The 21,295-nt window shown below is 41.9% G+C and carries 18 protein-coding genes; 7 read left to right on the top strand and 11 right to left on the bottom strand.

Translation table 11 applies throughout. The features are described from left to right. Nucleotides 1–46: 46 nt before the first annotated feature. The 3 genes from ACQZ43_RS15720 to ACQZ43_RS15710 all read right to left on the bottom strand — a co-directional run bounded on the left by ACQZ43_RS15720 (nucleotide 47) and on the right by ACQZ43_RS15710 (nucleotide 5,945). Nucleotides 47–1,513: an efflux transporter outer membrane subunit gene (locus tag ACQZ43_RS15720; protein ID WP_430613641.1), complete on the bottom strand. Its 1,467-nt coding sequence runs from the start codon at nucleotides 1,511–1,513 to the stop codon at nucleotides 47–49. Between the two features lie 83 nt (nucleotides 1,514–1,596). Further along, nucleotides 1,597–4,749 (bottom strand): efflux RND transporter permease subunit, encoded by a 3,153-nt coding sequence (locus ACQZ43_RS15715; protein WP_430613639.1) that lies wholly within the window; start codon nucleotides 4,747–4,749, stop codon nucleotides 1,597–1,599. Between the two features lie 44 nt (nucleotides 4,750–4,793). Beyond that, nucleotides 4,794–5,945, bottom strand: coding sequence for an efflux RND transporter periplasmic adaptor subunit (locus ACQZ43_RS15710; protein ID WP_430613637.1), 1,152 nt, complete (start codon nucleotides 5,943–5,945; stop codon nucleotides 4,794–4,796). A gap of 353 nt (nucleotides 5,946–6,298) precedes the next feature. On the opposite strand from ACQZ43_RS15710, the gene ACQZ43_RS15705 reads away from it, so the two are divergent. Beyond that, nucleotides 6,299–7,834, top strand: coding sequence for a YifB family Mg chelatase-like AAA ATPase (locus tag ACQZ43_RS15705; protein WP_430613636.1), 1,536 nt, complete (start codon nucleotides 6,299–6,301; stop codon nucleotides 7,832–7,834). A gap of 3 nt (nucleotides 7,835–7,837) precedes the next feature. Here the strand turns inward: ACQZ43_RS15705 and ACQZ43_RS15700 are convergent, their stop codons facing one another. The 5 genes from ACQZ43_RS15700 to ACQZ43_RS15680 form a co-directional block, all read right to left on the bottom strand. Then, on the bottom strand, nucleotides 7,838–8,596 hold the full coding sequence (locus tag ACQZ43_RS15700) for a hypothetical protein (protein WP_430613635.1): 759 nt from the start codon (nucleotides 8,594–8,596) through the stop codon (nucleotides 7,838–7,840). Between the two features lie 116 nt (nucleotides 8,597–8,712). After that, nucleotides 8,713–9,573, bottom strand: coding sequence for a KPN_02809 family neutral zinc metallopeptidase (gene ypfJ / locus ACQZ43_RS15695; RefSeq protein ID WP_430613634.1), 861 nt, complete (start codon nucleotides 9,571–9,573; stop codon nucleotides 8,713–8,715). A 201-nt stretch (nucleotides 9,574–9,774) separates the two neighbouring features. After that, a complete protein-coding gene (locus tag ACQZ43_RS15690) occupies nucleotides 9,775–10,467 on the bottom strand; it encodes an RluA family pseudouridine synthase (RefSeq protein ID WP_430613633.1) in 693 nt (230 codons plus the stop codon). Nucleotides 10,468–10,618: 151 nt separating this feature from the next. Next, entirely contained in the window at nucleotides 10,619–11,437 is an 819-nt protein-coding gene (panB, locus tag ACQZ43_RS15685; protein WP_430613632.1) for a 3-methyl-2-oxobutanoate hydroxymethyltransferase, read from the bottom strand. 69 nt (nucleotides 11,438–11,506) lie between these two features. Further along, complete coding sequence (locus ACQZ43_RS15680; RefSeq protein WP_430613631.1) at nucleotides 11,507–12,928, bottom strand: L-serine ammonia-lyase; 1,422 nt, start codon at nucleotides 12,926–12,928, stop codon at nucleotides 11,507–11,509. A 266-nt stretch (nucleotides 12,929–13,194) separates the two neighbouring features. On the opposite strand from ACQZ43_RS15680, the gene dnaK reads away from it, so the two are divergent. Further along, complete coding sequence (gene dnaK / locus ACQZ43_RS15675; protein ID WP_430613630.1) at nucleotides 13,195–15,084, top strand: molecular chaperone DnaK; 1,890 nt, start codon at nucleotides 13,195–13,197, stop codon at nucleotides 15,082–15,084. A 518-nt stretch (nucleotides 15,085–15,602) separates the two neighbouring features. Here dnaK and ACQZ43_RS15670 read toward each other — a convergent pair. The 3 genes from ACQZ43_RS15670 to ACQZ43_RS15660 are packed head-to-tail and all read right to left on the bottom strand — an operon-like array spanning nucleotide 15,603 to nucleotide 17,507. After that, nucleotides 15,603–16,196, bottom strand: coding sequence for a hypothetical protein (locus tag ACQZ43_RS15670; protein WP_430613629.1), 594 nt, complete (start codon nucleotides 16,194–16,196; stop codon nucleotides 15,603–15,605). Continuing rightward, the gene (locus ACQZ43_RS15665) at nucleotides 16,186–16,656 is read right to left on the bottom strand and encodes an RNA polymerase sigma factor (protein ID WP_430613628.1); all 471 of its coding nucleotides are present in this window, start codon (nucleotides 16,654–16,656) and stop codon (nucleotides 16,186–16,188) included. Before ACQZ43_RS15665 ends, ACQZ43_RS15670 begins: the two co-directional genes overlap by 11 nt. Beyond that, nucleotides 16,656–17,507 (bottom strand): alpha/beta fold hydrolase, encoded by an 852-nt coding sequence (locus ACQZ43_RS15660; protein ID WP_430613627.1) that lies wholly within the window; start codon nucleotides 17,505–17,507, stop codon nucleotides 16,656–16,658. The genes ACQZ43_RS15665 and ACQZ43_RS15660 overlap by 1 nt, the downstream gene beginning before the upstream one ends. 776 nt (nucleotides 17,508–18,283) lie before the next feature. Here ACQZ43_RS15660 and ACQZ43_RS15655 point away from each other — a divergent pair. The 5 genes from ACQZ43_RS15655 to ACQZ43_RS15635 all read left to right on the top strand — a co-directional run bounded on the left by ACQZ43_RS15655 (nucleotide 18,284) and on the right by ACQZ43_RS15635 (nucleotide 21,275). After that, a complete protein-coding gene (locus ACQZ43_RS15655) occupies nucleotides 18,284–18,886 on the top strand; it encodes a DUF6088 family protein (protein WP_430613626.1) in 603 nt (200 codons plus the stop codon). Continuing rightward, the gene (locus tag ACQZ43_RS15650; RefSeq protein ID WP_430613625.1) at nucleotides 18,876–19,106 is read left to right on the top strand and encodes a hypothetical protein; all 231 of its coding nucleotides are present in this window, start codon (nucleotides 18,876–18,878) and stop codon (nucleotides 19,104–19,106) included. Before ACQZ43_RS15655 ends, ACQZ43_RS15650 begins: the two co-directional genes overlap by 11 nt. After that, the gene (locus tag ACQZ43_RS15645; RefSeq protein WP_430613624.1) at nucleotides 19,034–19,903 is read left to right on the top strand and encodes a nucleotidyl transferase AbiEii/AbiGii toxin family protein; all 870 of its coding nucleotides are present in this window, start codon (nucleotides 19,034–19,036) and stop codon (nucleotides 19,901–19,903) included. The genes ACQZ43_RS15650 and ACQZ43_RS15645 overlap by 73 nt, the downstream gene beginning before the upstream one ends. Before the next feature lie 218 nt (nucleotides 19,904–20,121). Next, nucleotides 20,122–20,604, top strand: a complete 483-nt coding sequence (locus ACQZ43_RS15640) for a DNA-deoxyinosine glycosylase (RefSeq protein WP_430613623.1) — start codon at nucleotides 20,122–20,124, stop codon at nucleotides 20,602–20,604. Then, nucleotides 20,601–21,275, top strand: a complete 675-nt coding sequence (locus ACQZ43_RS15635) for a DUF2461 domain-containing protein (RefSeq protein WP_430613622.1) — start codon at nucleotides 20,601–20,603, stop codon at nucleotides 21,273–21,275. The genes ACQZ43_RS15640 and ACQZ43_RS15635 overlap by 4 nt, the downstream gene beginning before the upstream one ends. The last annotated feature ends 20 nt before the right edge of the window (nucleotides 21,276–21,295 follow it).

Genomic DNA, 21,295 nt, shown 5'->3' with positions numbered 1-21,295 from the left:
CGCGGTTTAAACGAGCCATGCCAAAGGACAAGAGTCGTCTAAAAGCTTATTTCCAACCGCCTCCCAGCGATTTGTAGAGTTTAACCCGCGCCAATAATTTATGCTGTTTGAGTTTGTTCAAATTCAGCTCGCTGTCCAAGGCTACGCGCTGTGCATTGATAATCTCCAAATAGGTGGCAAAGCCGCTGTTAAACAAAAGATTGGATTGCTTAATACCCAGTTTGGCAGTGCTCACTTGTTCTTCGGCGATTTCGAGTTGCTTATCTAGCAAATCCAAGGTGATTAAAGCATCGGTCACCTCGTTGATTGCGGTATACACCGCATATTGAAAATCGATTTCCGATTTGTTTCGTTCGAGTTTAGCCACTTCAAAATCGGTTTTTAGCCGGCGCTTCTGAAACACCGGTTGGGTTAAAGTACCGATCAAACTGCCAAATAGGGAACCGGGTATATTAAACCAATTTTCGGCTAGCATGCTGTTGAGTCCGCCGCTGACATCGATCTTTAACGAGGGATATCGGTTGGCCTGGCTTACGCCTACCACGGCATTTTTGGCTTTTAATTCCAGTTCGGCAGCGCGCACATCGGGTCTTCTGCCCACCAGGTATAAGGGTACGCCCGAAGTTAGGGTTTCTTCATAGGCGAGGTCGCTTAGTTTGGTATGGCGTGTCACCCCTTGTGGCAATTGTCCCATCAACAACATCAAGGCGTTTTCCTGTAGGGCAATTTGTTGATTGAGCGAGGGAATCAACGCCTTGGCAACCAACATCTGCGAACGGGTTTGCTGGATGGCCAAAGAGGTGATCTGACCGGCATCGCGCTGCAGTTGTACGATTTTTAGGGTGTTGTTGCTCAGTTCGAAATTCGCCTGAGCCACCTCTAATTGAGCGTCTAGTAAGAGCAGGTTGTAATAACCTTCGGCAATTTGTGAAATTAATTCTGTCTGTATGGCTTTTTGCGCTTCATACGTTTGAAGGTAGCGCGCCAGTGCTTCCGCCTTTTGATTTTTGATCTTTCCCCAAATGTCGATTTCCCAACTTACTTGTAAGGCCGAGATATACTGGGCCGAATTGACGTACATATTGGTCGGAGCCGTTTCACCGCGATCGGTATACCACTTGGAAGCCGCAGAGCCGTAGTAGTTTTCCGAACGGTATTGATAAGCGGCATTACCGGCGTCTAAAGACACCGAAGGGAGCCAACCCATTTTGGCCTGCCGTACTTTTTGGTCGGCTATTTCAATGTTTTTTAGTGCTTTCTGTATATCAAAATTGTTTTTTAATCCCTGATCGATCCAAGCGACCAATTGCTCGTCTTGGTAAAAGGATTTCCAATCGATATCCGCTATGCCCACAGAATCGGGGGTATGGCCTAAAGTGTCCTGAAATCGGTAGGTCGACGGTAGGTCGAACTTGGGTGGACTATAGTCCGATTGGGGGGCACACGCACTGCCCAACAGCAGCATTGCTGCCAGACTCGTATATATCCAAAAGGGAGAATTTTCGTTTTTCATAGCATTCGTATTTGGTGTTAAAGGCAAGGGAGCGCTGTTGTTTTTGCGCGCTCCAACTATTTCGGCAACTTTGGAGCCGGCCTTTATTCGTTGATAAATCGCGCTTTGAGCTTTTCGTCCCAAGTTTGGAAAACGAAAAACAGCAAGGGGATAAAAAAGATTCCTAATCCGACCCCGAACAGCATCCCTCCAGCCGCACTAAAACTGATGGAGTGATTGCCTTGTGCCGACGGCCCTACAGTCCACATTAACGGTATTAAACCAGCGACAAAGGCCAAAGAGGTCATTAGTATCGGACGCAGTCGCATCTTGGCACCTTGTATGGCTGCTTCCAAGATCGTCGCCCCTTGTTTTCGTTGTTGTAGGGCAAATTCCACTATGAGTATGGCGTTTTTAGCCAAGAGCCCAATCAGCATAATCAGGCCGACCTGCACGTAAATATTGTTTTGCAGTCCCACCAGGTTAATCAGTACAAAAACGCCGAGTAAGCCCGTGGGTACCGATAGGAGTATGGCCAATGGCAACAAGTAACTCTCGTACTGTGCCGCCAACAAAAAGTAAATAAACAACAGGCTCAAAGCAAAGATGAGTATGGCCTGATAGCCCGAGGATTTCTCTTCCAAACTCATACCCGTAAATTCATACGAATAGTTTCCCGGCAAATTGGCCGCTACCTCTTCTATAGCCTTAATCGCATCGCCGGTGCTGTAGCCCGCAGCGGGATTGGCATTGATGGAAATCGCATTGTACAAATTGTATCTACTCACGGTTTCCGGACCCAATACCTTGCGCAGCTTTACCAAGGTATTGACCGGCAGCATTTCGCCCTTGTTGTTCTTAACATATATGGATTTAAACGACTCGGGATCGTTTCGATAATCGACATCGGCCTGCATATACACGCGATACTGTCTGCCAAATCGACTAAAATCTCCGGCCTGAACCCGACCGTAATACGAGCGGATCGTATTCATCAATTCCTTTACGCTTACGCCCATAGACTTGGCTTTGATATTGTCTATATCCAAGACATATTGCGGGAAATTCGCCTTGAATGAGGTAAAGGAGTTGGCTATTTCCGGGCGTTCATTGATTTGTTTAATCAAGTCATCAGCACTGCTGCTAAACTTGTCAAAGCCACCGCCCAATCGGTCTTGCAACACAAATTCCACACCGCTAAAGTCACCAAATCCCTGCATGGTCGGTCGGGGAAAGACGTTAAAAGTCGCTTCGTTTAGCACGGATAAATCGGCGTGTATACTTTGGATAATTTCATTGATATCCTTGATATCGCCTCGATCCTTATGCGGTTTTAGGTTGATGTAACCTACGGCAAAAGACGGACTGCTGCTGCCGTCGATGGTGTTGTAGCCCGAAATATTGGTCATGCCTTTGATTTCGGGTCTCTTTTGAAGTATGCTGTCTGCCTTGGCCAAAACCAATTTGGTTCGCGCCAAAGAAGCCCCAGGCGGTAGGGCCAGGGAATAAGTGATAAAGCTATCGTCTTCTGTCGGTATAAAAGCAGCGGGCGTTTTCATCATGATAAACGCACCCACACCGATAACCAGGGCTAAGACCACCAGGGAAATGCGCTTGTGGGCAATGATCTTTTTAATCGATTCGACGTATTTGTTGGTAAACTGATCAAAGGCGACGTTAAAGGCAAAGAAAAACCGCCCTTTTACGCGTTCGAACTTGTTGCGATTGTCTATAATTGCCTCGTTTTCCGCAGCTTGGGGTGGTTTTAAAAACAACGCGCATAAAGCCGGACTCAACGTAAGTGCATTGACCGCAGAAATCAAAATGGCGATGGCCAAGGTATAGGCAAATTGCTTGTAAAACAAGCCCGACGGTCCTTCCATAAAACCTACTGGCAAGAAAACCGCAGCCATGACCATGGTAATAGACAGTATGGCACGGGTTATTTCGCTCATGGTCGATACGGTAGCCGCTTTGGCCTTCATACCGGTTTGATGCATTTTTTCATGGATGGCCTCCACGACAACTATGGCATCGTCTACGACGATACCTATGGCGAGCACCAGGGCAAACATCGTCAATACATTGATGGAAAAACCCAGTAGATAGATGAAAAACAAGGTTCCCAACAAAGACACGGGAATGGAGATTACGGGAATTATCGTGGAGCGCATATCCTGTAAAAACAAAAAGACAATGAGGAAAACCAAGAAAAAGGCTTCAAAAAGCGTGCTTCTCACCTGACTGATCGATTCGTCTATTTGGTCTTTTACGGAGTAACTGATTTCGTATTTAATGCCTTTCGGAAAGGTTTTGGATACTTTTTCCAGTACTTTTCTGACTCCGATGTCGATATCTCTGGCGTTGGAACCGCTGGTTTGGGTGATGTTCATGGTTAGTCCGGGAAATCCGTTTACACGGTTGTCACTTCCGGCGTTGGAGGCGCCAAATTCGACCCTCGCAATGTCTTTTAAAAACAAGATGGAGCCGTCTTCATTGGTTTTGATCACCAAATTCTCAAACTCTTCGGGCAGGCTAAAGCGGCCTTTGTGCTTGAGTGCCGTTTCGAATACCTCGTCTGAGGTTTCACCGAATTTACCCGGGGCAATTTCGAAGTTCTGATCTTTTATCGCGCTGATTACATCTTGGGGAACCAAGTTGTAGGCCGCTAATTTATCGGGATTGAGCCAGGTGCGCATCGAATAGTCTCGCGAGCCAATTCGACCGACGGAAGCCACCCCAGGAACGCGCAAGAGCTCTCTGTTGAGGTTGATTTGCGAATAGGCCTGTAAAAAGGTTTCGTCGTAGATTCCCTGAGGGTGGTCACTAAAAAAATTGATGGTCATGATGTTGCCATTCTGGCGCGGGGTTACCGAAATTCCCGCTTCATTGACCTCTGCCGGAACCTGACTAGAAGCTTTGGAAACGCGGTTTTGCACGTTGACCGCTGCCTGATCTGGATCGGTGCCGGCCTCAAAGTAAATATTCACCGAGCCCGAACCGCTGTTACTGGCCTTAGAGGTGATATACGTCATGTTGTCCACCCCGTTTATCGCCTCTTCTATAGGCAGTAAAACACTTTGTGCCATGGTTTCCGCATTGGCACCGGGATAGGACATGGATACGGTAACACTCGGTGGGGCTATTTCGGGGAATCGGGTAATGGGCAACATTTTAAGGCCAACGAGTCCTAATAAGATAAACATCATCGAAATGACCGTTGCTAGTATGGGGCGATCTATAATGGCTTTTAGCATAGTTTTTCGTTAGGTTAGTAAGTGATTTTTTTTGATTATAGGGGTTACAGCTGAGGTTTGATATACATACCCTCCGTCAGTTTGTCAAATCCCGTTTGAATAACGATGTCTCCGCGCTCGAGTCCGCTGTCTACGATATATTGATTGCCGGAGGTACCCGATATGGTGATCGCCTGTAGTTTTACTTTGCTCTCCGCATCCAAGAGGTATACAAAAGTTTTGTCTTGAATGGCTGTGGTGGCTACTTGTGGTACGAGTATCACGTGGTTTTTAGATTCCTGAAGTTTTACCGTACCCGTATTTCCCGAACGCATCACGTCTTTGGAATTGGGAAAGGTGGCGCGCAGCGAAATGGCTCCGGTGCTTCTGTTTACTTGGCCGTCTATGGCGTCGACCACCCCTTTTTCACCGTATTCATGACCGTCAGCCAGTATTAACGACACCTCGGGTAGAATTTGTCCCGACGAGGTAATTCGCGCCGTATCGGCTTTTTGTGCGTTTTTTGTAAAGTATAAAAAATCGGACTCACTCATGCCGAAGTATACGTATACATCGCTCACATCCGAGAGCACCGTTAGCGGTTGGCTGTCATTTTTGGCAACCAGATTTCCGATGCGTTTGGGAATTCTTCCGATATAGCCGCTTACCGTTGCTTTGATCAGGGTGTACTCGAGGTTGATTTTCGCACTACCCACAGCCGCCGTCGCCTTGGCTAATGAGGCTTTGGCTATTTCGTAATTGGACTTGGCCGTTTCCAATTGGACTTCGGCGATGACCTCATTGTCTATCAGCGGTTTTAAGCGGTCTATTTCCAATTTGGCGTTTTTCAACTTGGCTTTTTCCACGTTTTCATTGGCGATAGCATTGTTTAAAATCTCTTGATACGGCATGGGATTGATCTGAAATAAAGCCTGACCTTCCTGTACAAATGCCCCTTCGTCGACAAATATTTTATCTAGGGAACCCTCTACTTGCGGGCGAATTTCCACATTGATTTTTCCCTCGATATTGCCGATGTAGTTCTTGACCGTGATGGCCGTGGTGGTATCTATTTTTATTACGGGTAGGGTTAGTGCGTTTTCTTTGGGGTCGATTGGTTTTTGGGAAATCATATTGCATCTGCTCAAAGTAACTAGGGTGCCGATCATCAACAGTGCCGATAAGCCAACAATGATATTCTTGTTTTTTGTAATCATTTTTTCAAGGTATTAACTCGGTTAAATAGGGGAAAGAAAGCGGTATTCCTCCCCTTCAACTGTATTCAAGCACAGTGCCAGTCCTGATTTTTGCTTTAAAACGGGTTGGATTTGTAGCGTTTTACTAGAAAATTTAGCGCTTAAGTATTTGTATGGTAGCTTTTTATATTTATTTTTGACAATAGGTAAAGCCGTGTATACAGTATTTTCTAGGGCTGTTGTTTTTGAGAATATTGTTCTCGATTCGTGGAGGTGTTCTACAAGAAACCTTGTACTTTCTATACTAAATGCAATAAATAGCGGGCTTTTCAACAAAACCTTAGTGGTTTTTGGTTACTAAAAAAGACGAAATTATGATTACAAAAGTATTTGGAAGTGCGGTGTTTGGCATCGAAGCCTCGACGATCACGATCGAGGTGAGTATGGACCAAGGAGTAGGGTATTACTTGGTGGGTTTACCCGACAATGCCGTTAAGGAGAGCAGTTTTAGAATTGCGGCAGCCTTAAAGAACAACGGTTATCGGTGGCCGGGAAAAAAGATCATTGTCAATATGGCTCCTGCCGACCTTCGAAAGGAGGGGTCGGCGTATGATTTGACCTTGGCCATCGGTATATTGATGGATTCCAATCAAATCAAGTCGGGCGTTCAAAAGGACTATGTCATCATGGGTGAGTTGTCGCTCGATGGGGGTTTGCAACCGATACGCGGCGCCTTGCCCATTGCGATTCAGGCCAAAGCTGAGGGTTTTGTCGGTTTGTTGCTGCCCAAGGAAAATGCCTTGGAAGCCGCAATAGTCGAAGGACTTGATGTTTACGGCGTGGAAAACATACAGCAGGTCATTGACTTTTTTGAGGGGAAAGCGTCTTTAAATCCGACTAAAGTCGATTTAAAGGCAACCTTTGAACAGGTGCAAAACCACTACGAAGGCATGGATTTTAAAGAGGTCAAAGGACAGGAGAGCATCAAGCGCTGTATGGAAATTGCCGCGGCGGGAGGACATAATATCATACTGATCGGTCCGCCGGGATCCGGGAAGACCATGTTGGCCAAGCGCTTGCCGAGTATACTGCCGCCCATGACGCTCGATGAGGCCTTGGAAACCACCAAGATTCACAGTGTGGTGGGCAAGGTTAAGGATTTGGGCTTGATGCGCCATCGACCCTTTCGCAACCCGCATCATACCGCATCGTCGGTTTCCCTGGTCGGAGGAGGGAGTTATCCGCAGCCCGGAGAGATTTCCCTTGCGCATAACGGCGTGTTGTTTTTGGATGAATTGCCCGAATTTAAGCGCGAAGTCTTGGAGGTGATGAGGCAGCCCTTAGAAGACCGCGAGGTCACCATAGCACGGGCCAAATTTACCATTACCTATCCGTCTTCGTTTATGTTGGTAGCCAGTATGAATCCCAGTCCAAGCGGTTATTTTAAAGATTCCGATGCAGCCATACAATCCACCCCTTTGGAAATACAGCGGTATATGAGTAAGATATCGGGGCCGTTGTTGGATCGCATCGATATTCACATTGAAGTCAATCCCGTGCCCTTTGAAAAATTGTCCGAGACCAGCCTGTCGGAGTCTAGCGATGCCATTCGCAAGCGGGTGATAGCTGCCCGTGCCATTCAGTCGAGTCGGTATGCGGAGATGTCGGGCATTCACTACAATGCCCAAATGACCACGCCCTTGATTCGCGACTTTTGTGCCTTGAACGAAAATTCGCTGAACCTTTTAAAAGAAGCGATGACTCGGTTGAATTTATCGGCCAGAGCCTATGATCGCATCCTCAAGGTGGCCCGAACCATAGCCGATTTGGAAGGCACACTTGAAGTGGACTCGCACCACATAGCCGAAGCGATACAGTACCGCAGTTTGGATCGCGAAGGCTGGATGTAGTTTTTACTCCTCTTCGACGTAGCCGACGGTGTTGTGGTAGAGTATAAAGTACACGCAGTAAATAAAGGGCAACGTAAAAAAGATACCCACGATAAAGAACAACAAGCCTGCAGCCGATAAAAGACTGCCGAAAAGCAAGAGCGCAATAATTTGCAAGGGTTGTTTGTTGACGATATTGATGCTGTGTTTAATTGCGGAAAAGGCGGAGAGCTTACCAAATATAATTAAAGGGGTAACCAATACCGTAAGCGCATTGATCAGCCAGTTAACGCCCAGGGCTACATACTGCAAGTGCTCCATTTGTAGATAGAGGGATACCGACGTAAACAATAGGGTAATGCAAAAGTGCGCGGCGAATAATTGCAAACTCGCCTTGCTTTTTAAATAGGTAAAAGCCGTGCTTAAAAGCACGAGCTTGCCCAGATAAGCATCTGCGGCCATCTTTACAAAGCCCGCACTGAAGATTACGGCTATGCCCGTTCCTACGCTCATGGCTAGGGTATAGGCAATCAGGCCGTCGATTTCCAGGAAAAGCGGGTCAAATTTCGTCGTTAACACCACTAAAACCTCTGGGTCTTGACTGTACATCAACAATCCAATGCTCGCGATTATAGAAAAGACAACGGCCAATAAAACCGTCGCCAGTGCGGCCATAAGCGCAATTTTTGAAAAGAGCTTACTCGCCTCATTCAATAGGTTAAAAACCGAAATGTTAATTCCGTCCGTTTCAATTGCTTTTAATCTGTTTTGAATGTCTTTCATAAACGCGTGTTTTTGGGCTTGGTTAAAATCAAGCGACAAAAATACTAATTTAAAAGCATAAAATCGGCGGAAACAAACGGATTTGCTCCCGCGGTTTGCCCGGGTCTTATGCGGTGTTAACGCAGGGCCTTAAAGGTATCGCCCTGAGTGATATCGCCGGTTTGGTAGCCCTTCATAAACCACTCTTTGCGCTGGGCCGAGGTGCCGTGCGTAAAGGAATCGGGGGTAACCTGCCCTTGGGTGCGCTTTTGAATCGCGTCGTCACCCACGGCTTGTGCAGCGCTGAGAGCGATTTCAATATCGCCGGCATCCAAGTATTTTTGATTGTGCTTGGCCCAGACGCCCGCATAAAAATCGGCTTGCAACTCTAGGGCAACCGACAGTTTATTGGCGCCTTTGGCATCGGTTTGACTTTGCATTTTTCGAACCTCATTGGAAGTGCCCAACAGGGTTTGCACGTGGTGACCCACTTCGTGTGCAATGACATAGGCAATGGCAAAATCGCCCTCTTGGGCACCAAAGCGGCTGTGCAGCTCTTTAAAGAAGTTGAGATCCATATAAACGGTTTCGTCGGCAGGGCAGTAGAAAGGTCCTACATCGGCCGTTGCCGCGCCGCATTTGGTATTGATGTTGTTTTCAAACAATTCCATCTTCGGCTCGCGATAAGTTTGATTGTGCGCCTTAAAAACAGCACTCCAGGTCTCCTCGGTATAGCGAAAAATCACTTTGACCATCTGGCCCATTTCCACTTCCTCTGCCGTAAGGGTACGCGTACGGGTTTCCTCGGTATTGGTGGTGCCATTTTGGTTGAACTGCTCTAAAATAGGCGCGAGCTGTTGCACCGATTCACCTCCGAAAAGGTTGATCAACAAAATAACGATACCGATGATACCGCCTCCAACCACGGCCTTACCTCCTCCAGACATGCCGCGTCTATCGGTAACATTTTTACTCTCTTCTGAACCTCTCCATTTCATAGCTGATATTTTTTTAATAAATTTAATCAAATAATGAATTAGTTGCGTTCTATTAGGTGTTTTTTTATAAAAACATTGCTATTGAATAAGGATGCTGCTAAATTGTTGAACGGATAAAACGCCGTATATCGGCTACTGTCCTCTATATCAAAAGTCAGTGCCGAAGGCTTTATAGCGTCGATAAGGGGTAAACAAAGGGATTTATTTGACCAAATTCCACAACACCTCTTTCGGCGGTGGGGCGATGATTTGAATCATTTCCTTGCTAACGGGATGTTCAAACAGCAGCTTTCTGGCGTGTAAGTGAATTCCACCATCGGGATTACTGCGGTCGAAGCCGTATTTTAAATCGCCTTTAATCGAACAACCGATCAGGGAAAGTTGGGCGCGAATTTGATGGTGTCTGCCCGTGTGTAAATCGATTTCTAATACGGTATAGCGATCGAGTTTTTGAATTACCGTATAGGTCAGCCGTGCCATTTTGCTGTCGGGCACCTCTTTGATATGTGCCTTGGAAGTGTTGTTTTTAGGATTGCGCACCAGGTAATGCTCTAGGGTTGCGCTGTTTTTTTCGGGTACGTTTTTGACGATGGCCCAATACGTTTTTTGGGTTTCTCGCTTTTTAAACGACTCGTTTAATCGAGTCAGGGCTTTGGAGGTTTTGGCAAATACGATGATGCCGGAAGTAGGGCGATCTAAGCGATGCACCACCCCTAAAAAAACCGCTCCGGGTTTGTCGTATTTTTTTTTGATGTACAACTTAACGACTTCACTCAGCGGAGTATCGCCCGTTTGGTCGCCTTGAGAGATATCTCCAACCCGTTTATTGATGACGATCAGGTGGTTGTCTTCAAATAGAATTTGTAAATTATCGGGTGTAGAAACAATTTTCATATAGCAGTTGTTTTTTTGAACTTATGAGCTCGTCGTAGGGATATACGCGGTAGCCGTTTGCTTTGAAACGGAGGTACCGCGATGTATATAGTGTTTAAACCAAAATATCCTTAGCGAACTAAGGATATGGGTATCGGGTTAAGCGTAGGGGTTAATACTGTTCGTTTTCATTTGGAAAATCAACCGATTTAACGTCGCTTACATATTGTTGAACCGCCTCTTTCATTTGGTCGTATATATTGAGGTATCTTCTCAAGAAGCGCGGATTAAATTCATGGGTAAGCCCAATCATATCGTGGGTAACCAATACTTGTCCGTCGACTCCGTTTCCGGCACCGATTCCAATAACGGGAATCGAGATGCTTTCGGCTACTTTCTTGGCTAAATCAGCCGGTATTTTTTCCAATACCAAGGCAAAACAGCCTATTTTTTCTAGCATTTTGGCATCTTCTAGCAGTTGCTCTGCTTCTTCATCACCTTTGGCGCGAACGGTATAGGTTCCGAATTTATAAATCGATTGAGGTGTGAGTCCCAAATGACCCATAACCGGAATTCCCGCACCCAAAATGCGTTTAATTCCTTCTTTGATTTCGTGGCCGCCTTCCATCTTAACGCCGTGAGCACCGCTTTCCTTCATGATTCGGATTGCAGAACGCAGGGCTTCTTTGGGGTCGGACTGATACGAACCAAAGGGCAAATCAACGATGACCAAAGCTCTTTCTACACCGCGTACTACAGACGAAGCGTGGTAGATCATTTGGTCTAAGGTGATAGGCAAAGTGGTTTCGTGCCCGGCCATTACATTACTTGCAGAATCTCCAACCAACATGACATCCACACCTCCCGCTTCTAAAACGCGAGCCATAGAATAGTCATAACAGGTAAGCATTGAGATTTTTTCTCCATGCACCTTCATGTCTATCAGTGACTTGGTGGTCACCCTTTTGTAGTCTTTTTTTGCAACTGACATAGTGTTTTTGCTTTTATAATGAAATGTAAATGTACTTATTTTTATGTTTAAAAAAAGCTTTTATTGCAATTAACAGTCCGCCAGGTTAACCGCTACAGCCAAGCCCCCTTCGGAGGTTTCCTTGTATTTGTTGTTCATGTCTTTAGCGGTTTCCCACATGGTTTTTACCACTTTGTCCAAGGGAACCTTTACGTTTAAAGGATCGGTTTCCAAGGCGAGTTCGGCGGCGTTAATCGCCTTGATGGCGCCCATGGTATTGCGTTCGATACACGGTATCTGTACCAAGCCGCCTATGGGATCACAGGTCATCCCCAAATGGTGTTCCATCGCGATTTCTGCCGCGATTTGCACCTGTTCGGGGGAACCGCCCATTAGTTCGCAAAGTGCAGCTGCAGCCATGGCTGAGGATACGCCAATTTCGGCCTGACAACCGCCCATAGCTGCTGAAATCGTCGCGCCTTTTTTAAAGATGCTGCCAATTTCTCCGGCTACCAACAAAAATTGTTTGATTTCCTTTGGACCGGCTTTGTGGTTTTCGATTACTAAATAATACATCAATACCGCGGGGATTACTCCAGCACTCCCGTTGGTGGGTGCTGTAACCACCCGACCCAAAGAGGCGTTGACTTCATTGACCGCTAAGGCAAAACAGCTGACCCATTTTAAAATCTCTCTAAAGTATACCTTGGTTTTTCGAATGGCAGTAATCCACTCCTGATGGCTGTTGTACACACTGTCGCCAATTAGTTTGTGATGCATGTCAAAAGCGCGACGGCGCACATTCAACCCGCCGGGTAAAATGCCTTCGCTGTGACAACCGATATACATACACTCCAACATCGTATCCCAAATACGCAGCAGTTGGTAGTCGATTTCTTCTTCTGATCGCATGGATTTTTCATTCTCATAAACGATTTCAGAAGTGCTCATCTGCTGTTCCTTACAATAGGCCAACAGTTCTGTTGCCAAATCAATCGGATAGGGGAAACTTCCTTTTACCGCTTCTTTTTCTGGGTTTTCCTGCTGCTCTTCTTTAATGATAAATCCACCTCCTATAGAATAGTAGGTCGCCTTATAGGATTGATTTCCACAAAAGGCTGTAAACGACATGCCGTTGGCGTGAAAGGGCAAAAATTCTTTGTTGAAGAGGATGTCCTTAATCCAGTCAAAGGAAATTTCCCGCTGCTGGTCCAAGAACAAGACCTTGTTTTTTTTAATGCCTTCTATAGTGGGGTCCAGACTGTGAATGGGAACGGTTTCGGGATCGGCACCCGTAAGTCCCAACATGACTGCGAGGTCGGTGGCATGACCGATTCCAGTGAGTGATAGCGAGCCGTAAAGGTCAATTTGAACGCGATCGACCCGGGCAAAAAGCTGCTGATCGTGCAGTTCTTTTAAAAAGGATTCTGCCGCCCGCCAAGGACCCAAGGTATGAGAACTCGATGGTCCAACGCCAATTTTAAGCATATCAAAGACTGAAATACATTCCATAGTATAAGGGGATATTTTTATTACGAAGATAATCAAAATCCATATAGTAACAAGCTGTGGTTTGTATTGTGACTAATTTTTATGACAATACCGGAGGCCTTATTTAGTTAAATTCTAAATAAAGAACCAGCGTAGTGACAGATTGTCATTTTGTGAGAAGTATTGCTGAAAATAAATGACAAGATTATCATAAAAAGGTAATGGCATAAAGATTGACTACTAGTAATTGAGTTTAAAAAAGTAAAAAACAATTTAACTAATATAATATGAGTAAAATAATTGGAATCGATTTAGGAACAACGAATTCATGTGTTTCTGTAATGGAAGGTAATGAGGCAGTTGTAATCCCTAATGCAGAAGGAAAGAGAACAACCCCATCTGTGATTGCATTTGTAGAAGGTGGAGAAATCAAAGTTGGTGATCCTGCAAAAAGACAAGCAGTTACGAATCCAACAAAAACTATAGCTTCTATCAAAAGGTTTATGGGGGATAAATTCAGTGAAATTTCTCAAGAGATTTCTCATGTTCCGTATAAAGTGGTAAAAGGAGATAATGATACGCCACGTGTAGATATCGACGGTCGTTTGTATACGCCTCAAGAATTGTCTGCCATGACGCTTCAGAAAATGAAAAAAACTGCTGAGGATTACCTCGGTCAGGAAGTGACGGAAGCGGTAATTACCGTACCGGCATATTTTAACGATGCACAGCGTCAAGCGACTAAAGAAGCGGGTGAAATTGCGGGTTTAAAAGTGAGACGTATCATCAACGAGCCTACAGCAGCAGCTTTGGCTTACGGATTGGATAAAGCGGGTACAGACCAAAAAATCGTGGTTTACGATTTAGGTGGTGGTACTTTCGATATCTCTATCTTGGAATTGGGAGACGGTGTTTTTGAAGTATTGTCTACCAATGGAGATACACACTTAGGTGGAGATGATTTTGACCAAGTGATCATTAACTGGATGGCTTCTGAATTCGAAGCTGAAGAAGGTTTAGACTTGCGCAAAGACCCTATGGCTCTACAGCGTTTGAAAGAAGCAGCTGAAAAAGCGAAAGTGGAATTGTCTTCTTCTACGCAAACAGAAATCAACTTGCCGTACGTTACAGCAACGGCTTCTGGACCAAAACACTTAGTGAAAACTTTGACAAGAGCTAAATTTGAGCAATTGGCAGACGAATTGATCCGCAGATCGATGATTCCTTGTGAGAAAGCTTTAAAAGATGCTGGTTTGTCTAAATCGGATATCGATGAGGTTATCTTGGTTGGAGGATCGACTCGTATTCCAAGAATCCAAGAAGAGGTTGAAAAATTCTTCGGTAAAAAACCGTCTAAAGGAGTGAACCCGGATGAGGTAGTTGCTATTGGTGCAGCGATCCAAGGTGGTGTATTGACAGGAGAGGTAAAAGACGTACTATTGTTAGACGTTACCCCACTTTCTTTGGGTATTGAGACTATGGGAGGTGTATTGACTAAGTTAATCGAGTCAAACACGACAATTCCTACTAAAAAGTCGCAGGTATTCTCTACAGCAGCAGATAACCAACCTTCGGTTGAAATCCACGTATTGCAAGGAGAACGCGCTATGGCGGCAGACAACAAAACCATCGGTCGTTTCCATTTAGATGGAATTCCACCAGCACAAAGAGGTATGCCTCAAATCGAAGTAACCTTTGATATTGATGCCAACGGAATCATCAAAGTATCGGCTACAGATAAAGGAACAGGTAAGTCACATGATATTCGTATCGAGGCTTCTTCTGGACTGACAGAAGCGGAAATTGAAAGAATGAAAAAAGAAGCAGAAGCCAATGCCGATGCGGATAAATTGATAAAAGAAAAAGTAGACAAGCTAAACGAAGCTGATGCTATGATTTTCCAAACAGAAAAACAATTGTCGGAATTTGGCGATAAGTTATCTGCGGACAACAAATCAAACATCGAAGCGGCTTTAGAAGAGTTGAAAAAAGCGTACGAATTGAAAGATGCAGATACCGTTCAAACGGCATTGGACAAAATCAACGAAGCGTGGAAAGCAGCCTCTGAAGAAATGTACAAAGCACAAGCTGACGGACAAACTGGTGGTGCTCAAGAAGCACAGCCAAACCAAGGCGGTGATGGTACACAAGATGTGGACTACGAAGAAGTAAAATAATTGGTGATTAAAATCAATTAGCAATTAGCTATAAACCGCTGTAAACCTTATGTTTACAGCGGTTTTTTATTTATGCTCAATTTTAATCGTTTTTTGTCATATATGTACCATACTTGTACCGGAACTTAAAAGGCGATGAAAGGGCACTTATCGATACTTAAGATACCTTAATGAATAAATATGGGGGATGAGAAATTGAAAAATCGATGTCTTAGCTGTGATGTGCAATTTATTCCCATAAGAGTAACTTCCGTTTATTGTTGAGATAAATGCAGTAACAAAGGCTATGAAAAGAAGATTTTGCAGCTTGCGAAAGAAGAGATATTAAAGCTACGGCAGATAAAATATCAGAGGATGTGTTGTTTGTTTCTGTTCCAGAAGCAACCATGCTTTTTGGTATTGCTAAAGCAACTCTTTATTGGCGTATTCGCCAAGGAAAAATTACAGCTAATGTTTAGCAGCGTTTCAAAGTTTTGGTTAGGTGCAGAGTAAACAGACGTGGTAAATTCATGATAGTTCTAGTTATTTAAATCTTTATTTACAGCCTCAAACTTACTAATTAATTCATCCAATTTAGCTTGTTTCTTTTTTATTGTTTTGGGTCTTATGTAGAACCAATTAAAACTTATCCAAGTCAATGTAATGCCGTAAGCAAAAATTGCCCAAAACATCGACATCATTAAAGTGTATTCATACAAATACAAACCAATTCCTAGTGAAAGCATAATAAAGTACATACTCAACATGGTTGTTTGGATATATTTTTGTTTTGTTTTTAAGTCAGTTAGACTTTTTAAATAGTTGCCAGTGGTTTGTGTGTCATCAATTTTATTAAAACTTGAAAATTGTTTGTTGTAAACCAATAAAAAGATTGTCATTGCAAAAATGACCAAAACAATTCCAATTTTTGTAGTAAGGTATTGCGGTTGATATTTGTACCAAATAAAAATAACCAATACAATTGTTGTTATCAATAATATATTAGAAAAAATAAGTTTTTTTACATTGTTTTTTTTGAATTGATTCAATTTATTCTGCAATTCAACTATGTCTGGTTGCACAACTTTTTGTTGTTTCCAAATAGCTGTAAAATCGATATTACTATTGTCCATTTTCTTTAAATTTTCGCATTAGTTTTTCTTTGATCCTATGAATTTTTACTCTTACATTTACCTCCGAAATCCCTATGATATTTGCTATTTCTACTTGTTTTACCTCTTCCAATTCTAATGAAATTATTATACGATCGGTTTCTGGTAACTCGGAAATAAATTTGTACAAAAGCTGAATTTTAGGTTCAATAGATTCTTGTTGTTCTTCTCTTAAATTTATAGGCAAATCTGTTTTAATAATTCGTTTTTCTTTCTCAATTTGGCGTAAACAATTATTAGAAGCAATGCTGAAAATCCAAGTTCCGATATTCGATTCATTTCTAAATTTTGGAAGTTGTTGCCATATAATTATAAAAGTTTCTTGGGCTATATCTTGTGCTAATTCATAATTGTTTACATAGCCCATACACAGCCGAAATATTTTTTGCCAATAAGATTTATACACTTCGTCAAATTCCATTATTGCGTGGCTAAAAAATTATTTATTTGTGTAAAATACCATTCTTTGTCGTCATACATTATAAAATGCAGTCCCTTATTTGCATACTGTAAATGAGCTGTTTTTAAATTTTTATATTGATCTTCGATGTTTGTTTTTATATTTATAAAAGACGCTTCTAATAAAATTAAACTTGGACATTTTATATTTTGTATTTTTTCTCTTAAATCTGTATTTGAAAAATCGCAGAACATTTCAGCAATCGTTTTTCTATCCGATTTTACACTCCAACTTACGACTTTTTCTTGTATAGCTGTATCGGTTAAAAGTTGAGGAATTGACATTTTTTGCAATTGATAAAATTGTTCGTCAGACATAGTAGTTATTTGATTCACTACAGAGGAACAGTCGTTATTTTCGTTTGATTTAAAACTAGGATTCATTATTGCAGATAAACAAGGAAGTCCGTCTACCACAATTATTTTATCAATCAAATTCGGGTAGTCAGAAGCAATTGCTAATGCCAAAACTCCTCCCATACTGTGTCCTACGATAATTGGTTTATCTATATTGTTGTCCTTAATAAAGTCTGCAATAGAAGTTGCCCAATTATTAAAGCTTGAATTGATTTGAGGTTTAACACCTGAAAAACCAGCCATTGTCAAAGAATAACAGGTGTATTCACTTTCAAATTTTGTAATAGTTTCATTCCAAACTTCACCAGAACAGGCAAAACCTGGAATAAAAATCATTGCTTGCGCTCCTTCTCCTGTTTTTTGAACTTCAAAAAAATAGTTATTTGATTGTCCAAATGCATTGACATATAGGGCTGTAAATATGAAAATGATAATTGTGATTTTGTACTTGCTCATTTTTCTAAAATTTAAGTTATTCGTCTTTTAGATACAAGTCTTTTAAAAATGTTACAAGTTGCTACAAATTATTTTTTTAGATTAAGGGATTCTTACTTTTGCATATCACATCTGTGTATTACAGCCAACATTTACGGAATTTGTAACAAGTTGTCATAAAGCGTATTAATGAAATAAATTTAAATAAAAAAACGAATTGTATTTCTTTTTGTTGGGTAGCGAAGGACAAAGTCTTGATTTTAGTATTTAATGTCTTTAAAACACATCTTAAAGACGATGATGGAAAAGGTATTATAAAGATCAATGATGATCTTTCGTGTTTCTAATTAATAAAAATTAGAAAACACAGTGTTTTTTAAGTGTTTTCGTTGTGTCGTCGTACACAGTGAAAACACTTTTTTTATTTGCATCATAACAATTAAAAACGATGGTTATGGACAAGTATAAAATCTCTTTTGAAAACCTACGCAGTAGCACACCTAGCTAATGAAATTGCAGAAATAAATTCTTTTATTGGAATATAAAAAGCAACCGACAATAGCGGTAACAAGATTTAATTAAGTTTATAATGAATGAAATTTGATGCATAATTATAGTTTTTGGGTGTTTATGCGTTATTTATCATACATTAATGGTGTGTATAAAATTTATTAATAGTTAATGACTAGTAAATTTTGTCACCAATATTCAGGATTTAGCGTTTTTATGTTTTAAATTCATCTTTGTATATTGTCACAAATATTTACTATTTTTGTGACAGTATAGACAAGCTTAAAATGAGTATTGAGAAACAAATAGAAAAATCAATTAAGAGCAAGCCAAAAGGTACTTTGGTCTTGCCTGATGATTTTATGACTTTTGGATCAGCCGAAGCTATTCGTAAAGCTTTGGGTCGTTTGGAAGATAAAAAAGTCATTGTGCGCGTGGCACACGGAATCTATGTACGTCCAAAAATAAGTAAATGGGCTGGAGTACTTACACCTTCGGCTGAAGAAGTTGCAGAAGCCATTGCCAAAAGGGATAGAATAAGAACTGTTCCTTCGGGGGGCTATGCCTTGAATGCCTTAGGATTGAGTAATCAAGTACCTGTGAATATAGTACTGCTAACAGACGGCTCGGCAAGAGAAATAAAGGTGGGAAAACGAACAATAAAATTTAAGAAGACCACACCTAAAAACGTATTGGCTAAGGGAAAAATTAGCCGATTGGTGATTCAAGCACTCAAGGAAATTGGTAATGGAAATATAACAGCAGAGGAAGAAAATAAGCTATTAGCGTTACTTAAAAATGAAGTTGAAAATGATTTGAGACACGATATAACTTTAGCACCCGTTTGGATTCGAAAAATAATAAAAAAAGCACTGCCTAATGAAAAATAATTTTTATGAGTTAGACAAATCCGAAAAAGCAATTCTTTTTAAAGAAACAGCCACTCAAAAAGGGATGATGCCTTTTGCTGTAGAAAAAGACTGGTGGGTAGTTCGTACGTTAGAAATTATTTTTAAACAAGTGCAGCAGCACATCTTGTGTTTAAAGGAGGAACATTACTTAGTACATCTTGGGATCTTATTCATAGGTTTTCAGAAGATATTGATTTAGCTATTGATCGAAACTTTTTAGGATTTGAAGGTGTATTGTCAAAAAAAGAACACACCCATTTAAGAAAAGCAGCCAATAAATATACGTCTGACCATTTCTACATAGCGTTGCAAGAAAAATTTCTAGAACAGGGTTTCAAAGATTTAAAATTTAATCTTGTAGAAGCAAAAGACAGTGATCAAGACCCTCGCATAATCGAGATTTATTATCCGAACATTGTGCAAAGTTTGGGGTATGTTCAGCCTCGAATTCAGATAGAAATCGGTTGTCGTTCATTGATAGAGCCTTATTCGTTACGACCTGTTGTATCTTTTGTTGATGATTTGTATGCCGATACTGATTTTTCTGTTTTACCAGTAGAAATACCTTCTGTAAACCCAGAAAGAACGTTTTTGGAAAAGCTTTTTCTGTTACACGAAGAATTTCATAAACCATTAGCAAAAATAAGAGTTGATAGATTAAGCCGTCATTTGTATGATGTCTATCAATTATCAAAAGCAGAATGCTCAAAAGCCATTGAAGACAGTGAGCTGTACAAAACTATCGTAGAACACCGATTTAATTTTACCAAAGTATCAGGTATAGATTACAATTTATTGTCACCAAAGACCCTTGATTTTATTCCAATAAACGAAGTGAAAGAAGCCTGGGAACGAGATTATAAGAAAATGAGAGAGGAAATGATTTATCAATCGAACTCCCCAACATTTGATATGATATTAGAACAATTAACGATTGTTAAAAACAAAATCAACGGACAGAATTGGGATTTAGAAAAAGAGTATTCCATTTCTTAGCGTGACAATTAGATGATTTTTGTATCTTATTTGTACCATGAAAACATAAGTTGCGGATTTTCATTAATGGTTGTTTTTAAAGAAATAAAATAATTTTTTTTAATAATTAAGACAAACCCCGAACTGCGAGCAGCTCTGGGTTTTGTTTTTTATAGCCCCTTTATTGGGGCAATTGGCTTTAAAAGTTATAACTTTAAGCTGTAAAATGAAGGCTAGCTATGATAAAACACGCTTTTCCCCCTTTGGTCAATGCGCGCTCCCGTATCTTGATACTGGGTACCATGCCCAGTGAAAAATCCCTGGAATACCAGCAGTATTACGGCAACAAACAAAATCGGTTTTGGACCATACTATTTCGCGTTTTTCAACGGGAGTTTTCCGAAGATTACCAGCGGCGAAAACAACTGTTGGTCGATTTTGATTTGGCCTTGTGGGATGTACTGGAATGCTGCGAGCGCAAAGGCAGCTTGGACAGCGAAATCAAAGCGGAAAAACCCAACGACATTGCCGCCCTGTTAAAGGCTTATCCCCAAATAAAAACCATCGTTTTCTCCAGTAAAAACGCCGAGAAATTCTTTTCCAAATACGCGGAGCGAATTCCCGAAATAGAATATGTAACTTTACCTTCTCCCAGTGGGGCATACGCGAGTATGCGCTTGGACGAAAAGATAGAAAATTGGAAAATAATAACACAATTATGAATAAAGTACCCGCAACGGCTTTTGATTTTTTGAATGATTTAAAGCAAAACAACAACAGGCCTTGGTTTGTAGCGCATAAGAGCGAATTTGACGCTGCTTTTGGCTCGATAAAAGACTTTTTTAAATCGATTTACGACGAGATGCAATCCTTGGATAGCATCGAGCGGTTTCACGTGCACCGCATTTATAGAGACGTGCGCTTTGCCAAGGACAAAACCCCTTATAAAGATTATTTTGGGTTGCACTTGGGACGCAGTAAACCCTTGTTGCGAGGGGGATATTACGTGAGCATAGAACCCGGTAAATCATTTGTTGGTGGTGGGTTTTGGGAACCGGATAAAACCGATTTGCTGCGCATTCGCAAAGATATCGAACAAGACGATTCCGAACTGCGAAGCCTGATTGAGGACCCTGAATTTATAACTTACTTTGGCGGACTCTCCGGAGAGGAATTGAAAACAGCCCCCAAGGGATTCGACAAAGAACATCCCGCAATTGATCTGTTGCGCAAAAAGCAGTTTTTGGTCATGCGTTCTTTTTCCGATGAAGAAGTGCTCGCTGCCGATTTCGGCAGGGAAGTGATCAAGACCTTTGTCGCCATGCGTCCGTGGTTTGATTATATGTCTGAGGTGTTGACTACAGATGCCAATGGAGTGGACCTATTTAGCTAAAAGACCGTGATTGTAGAGCG

It is taken from the genome of Flavobacterium sp. JP2137, assembly GCF_050562195.1.
In the GTDB taxonomy this organism is placed as follows: domain Bacteria; phylum Bacteroidota; class Bacteroidia; order Flavobacteriales; family Flavobacteriaceae; genus Flavobacterium.
Note: the sequence above shows the minus strand (reverse complement) of the source record. Positions and strands in the feature narration are given on the sequence as shown.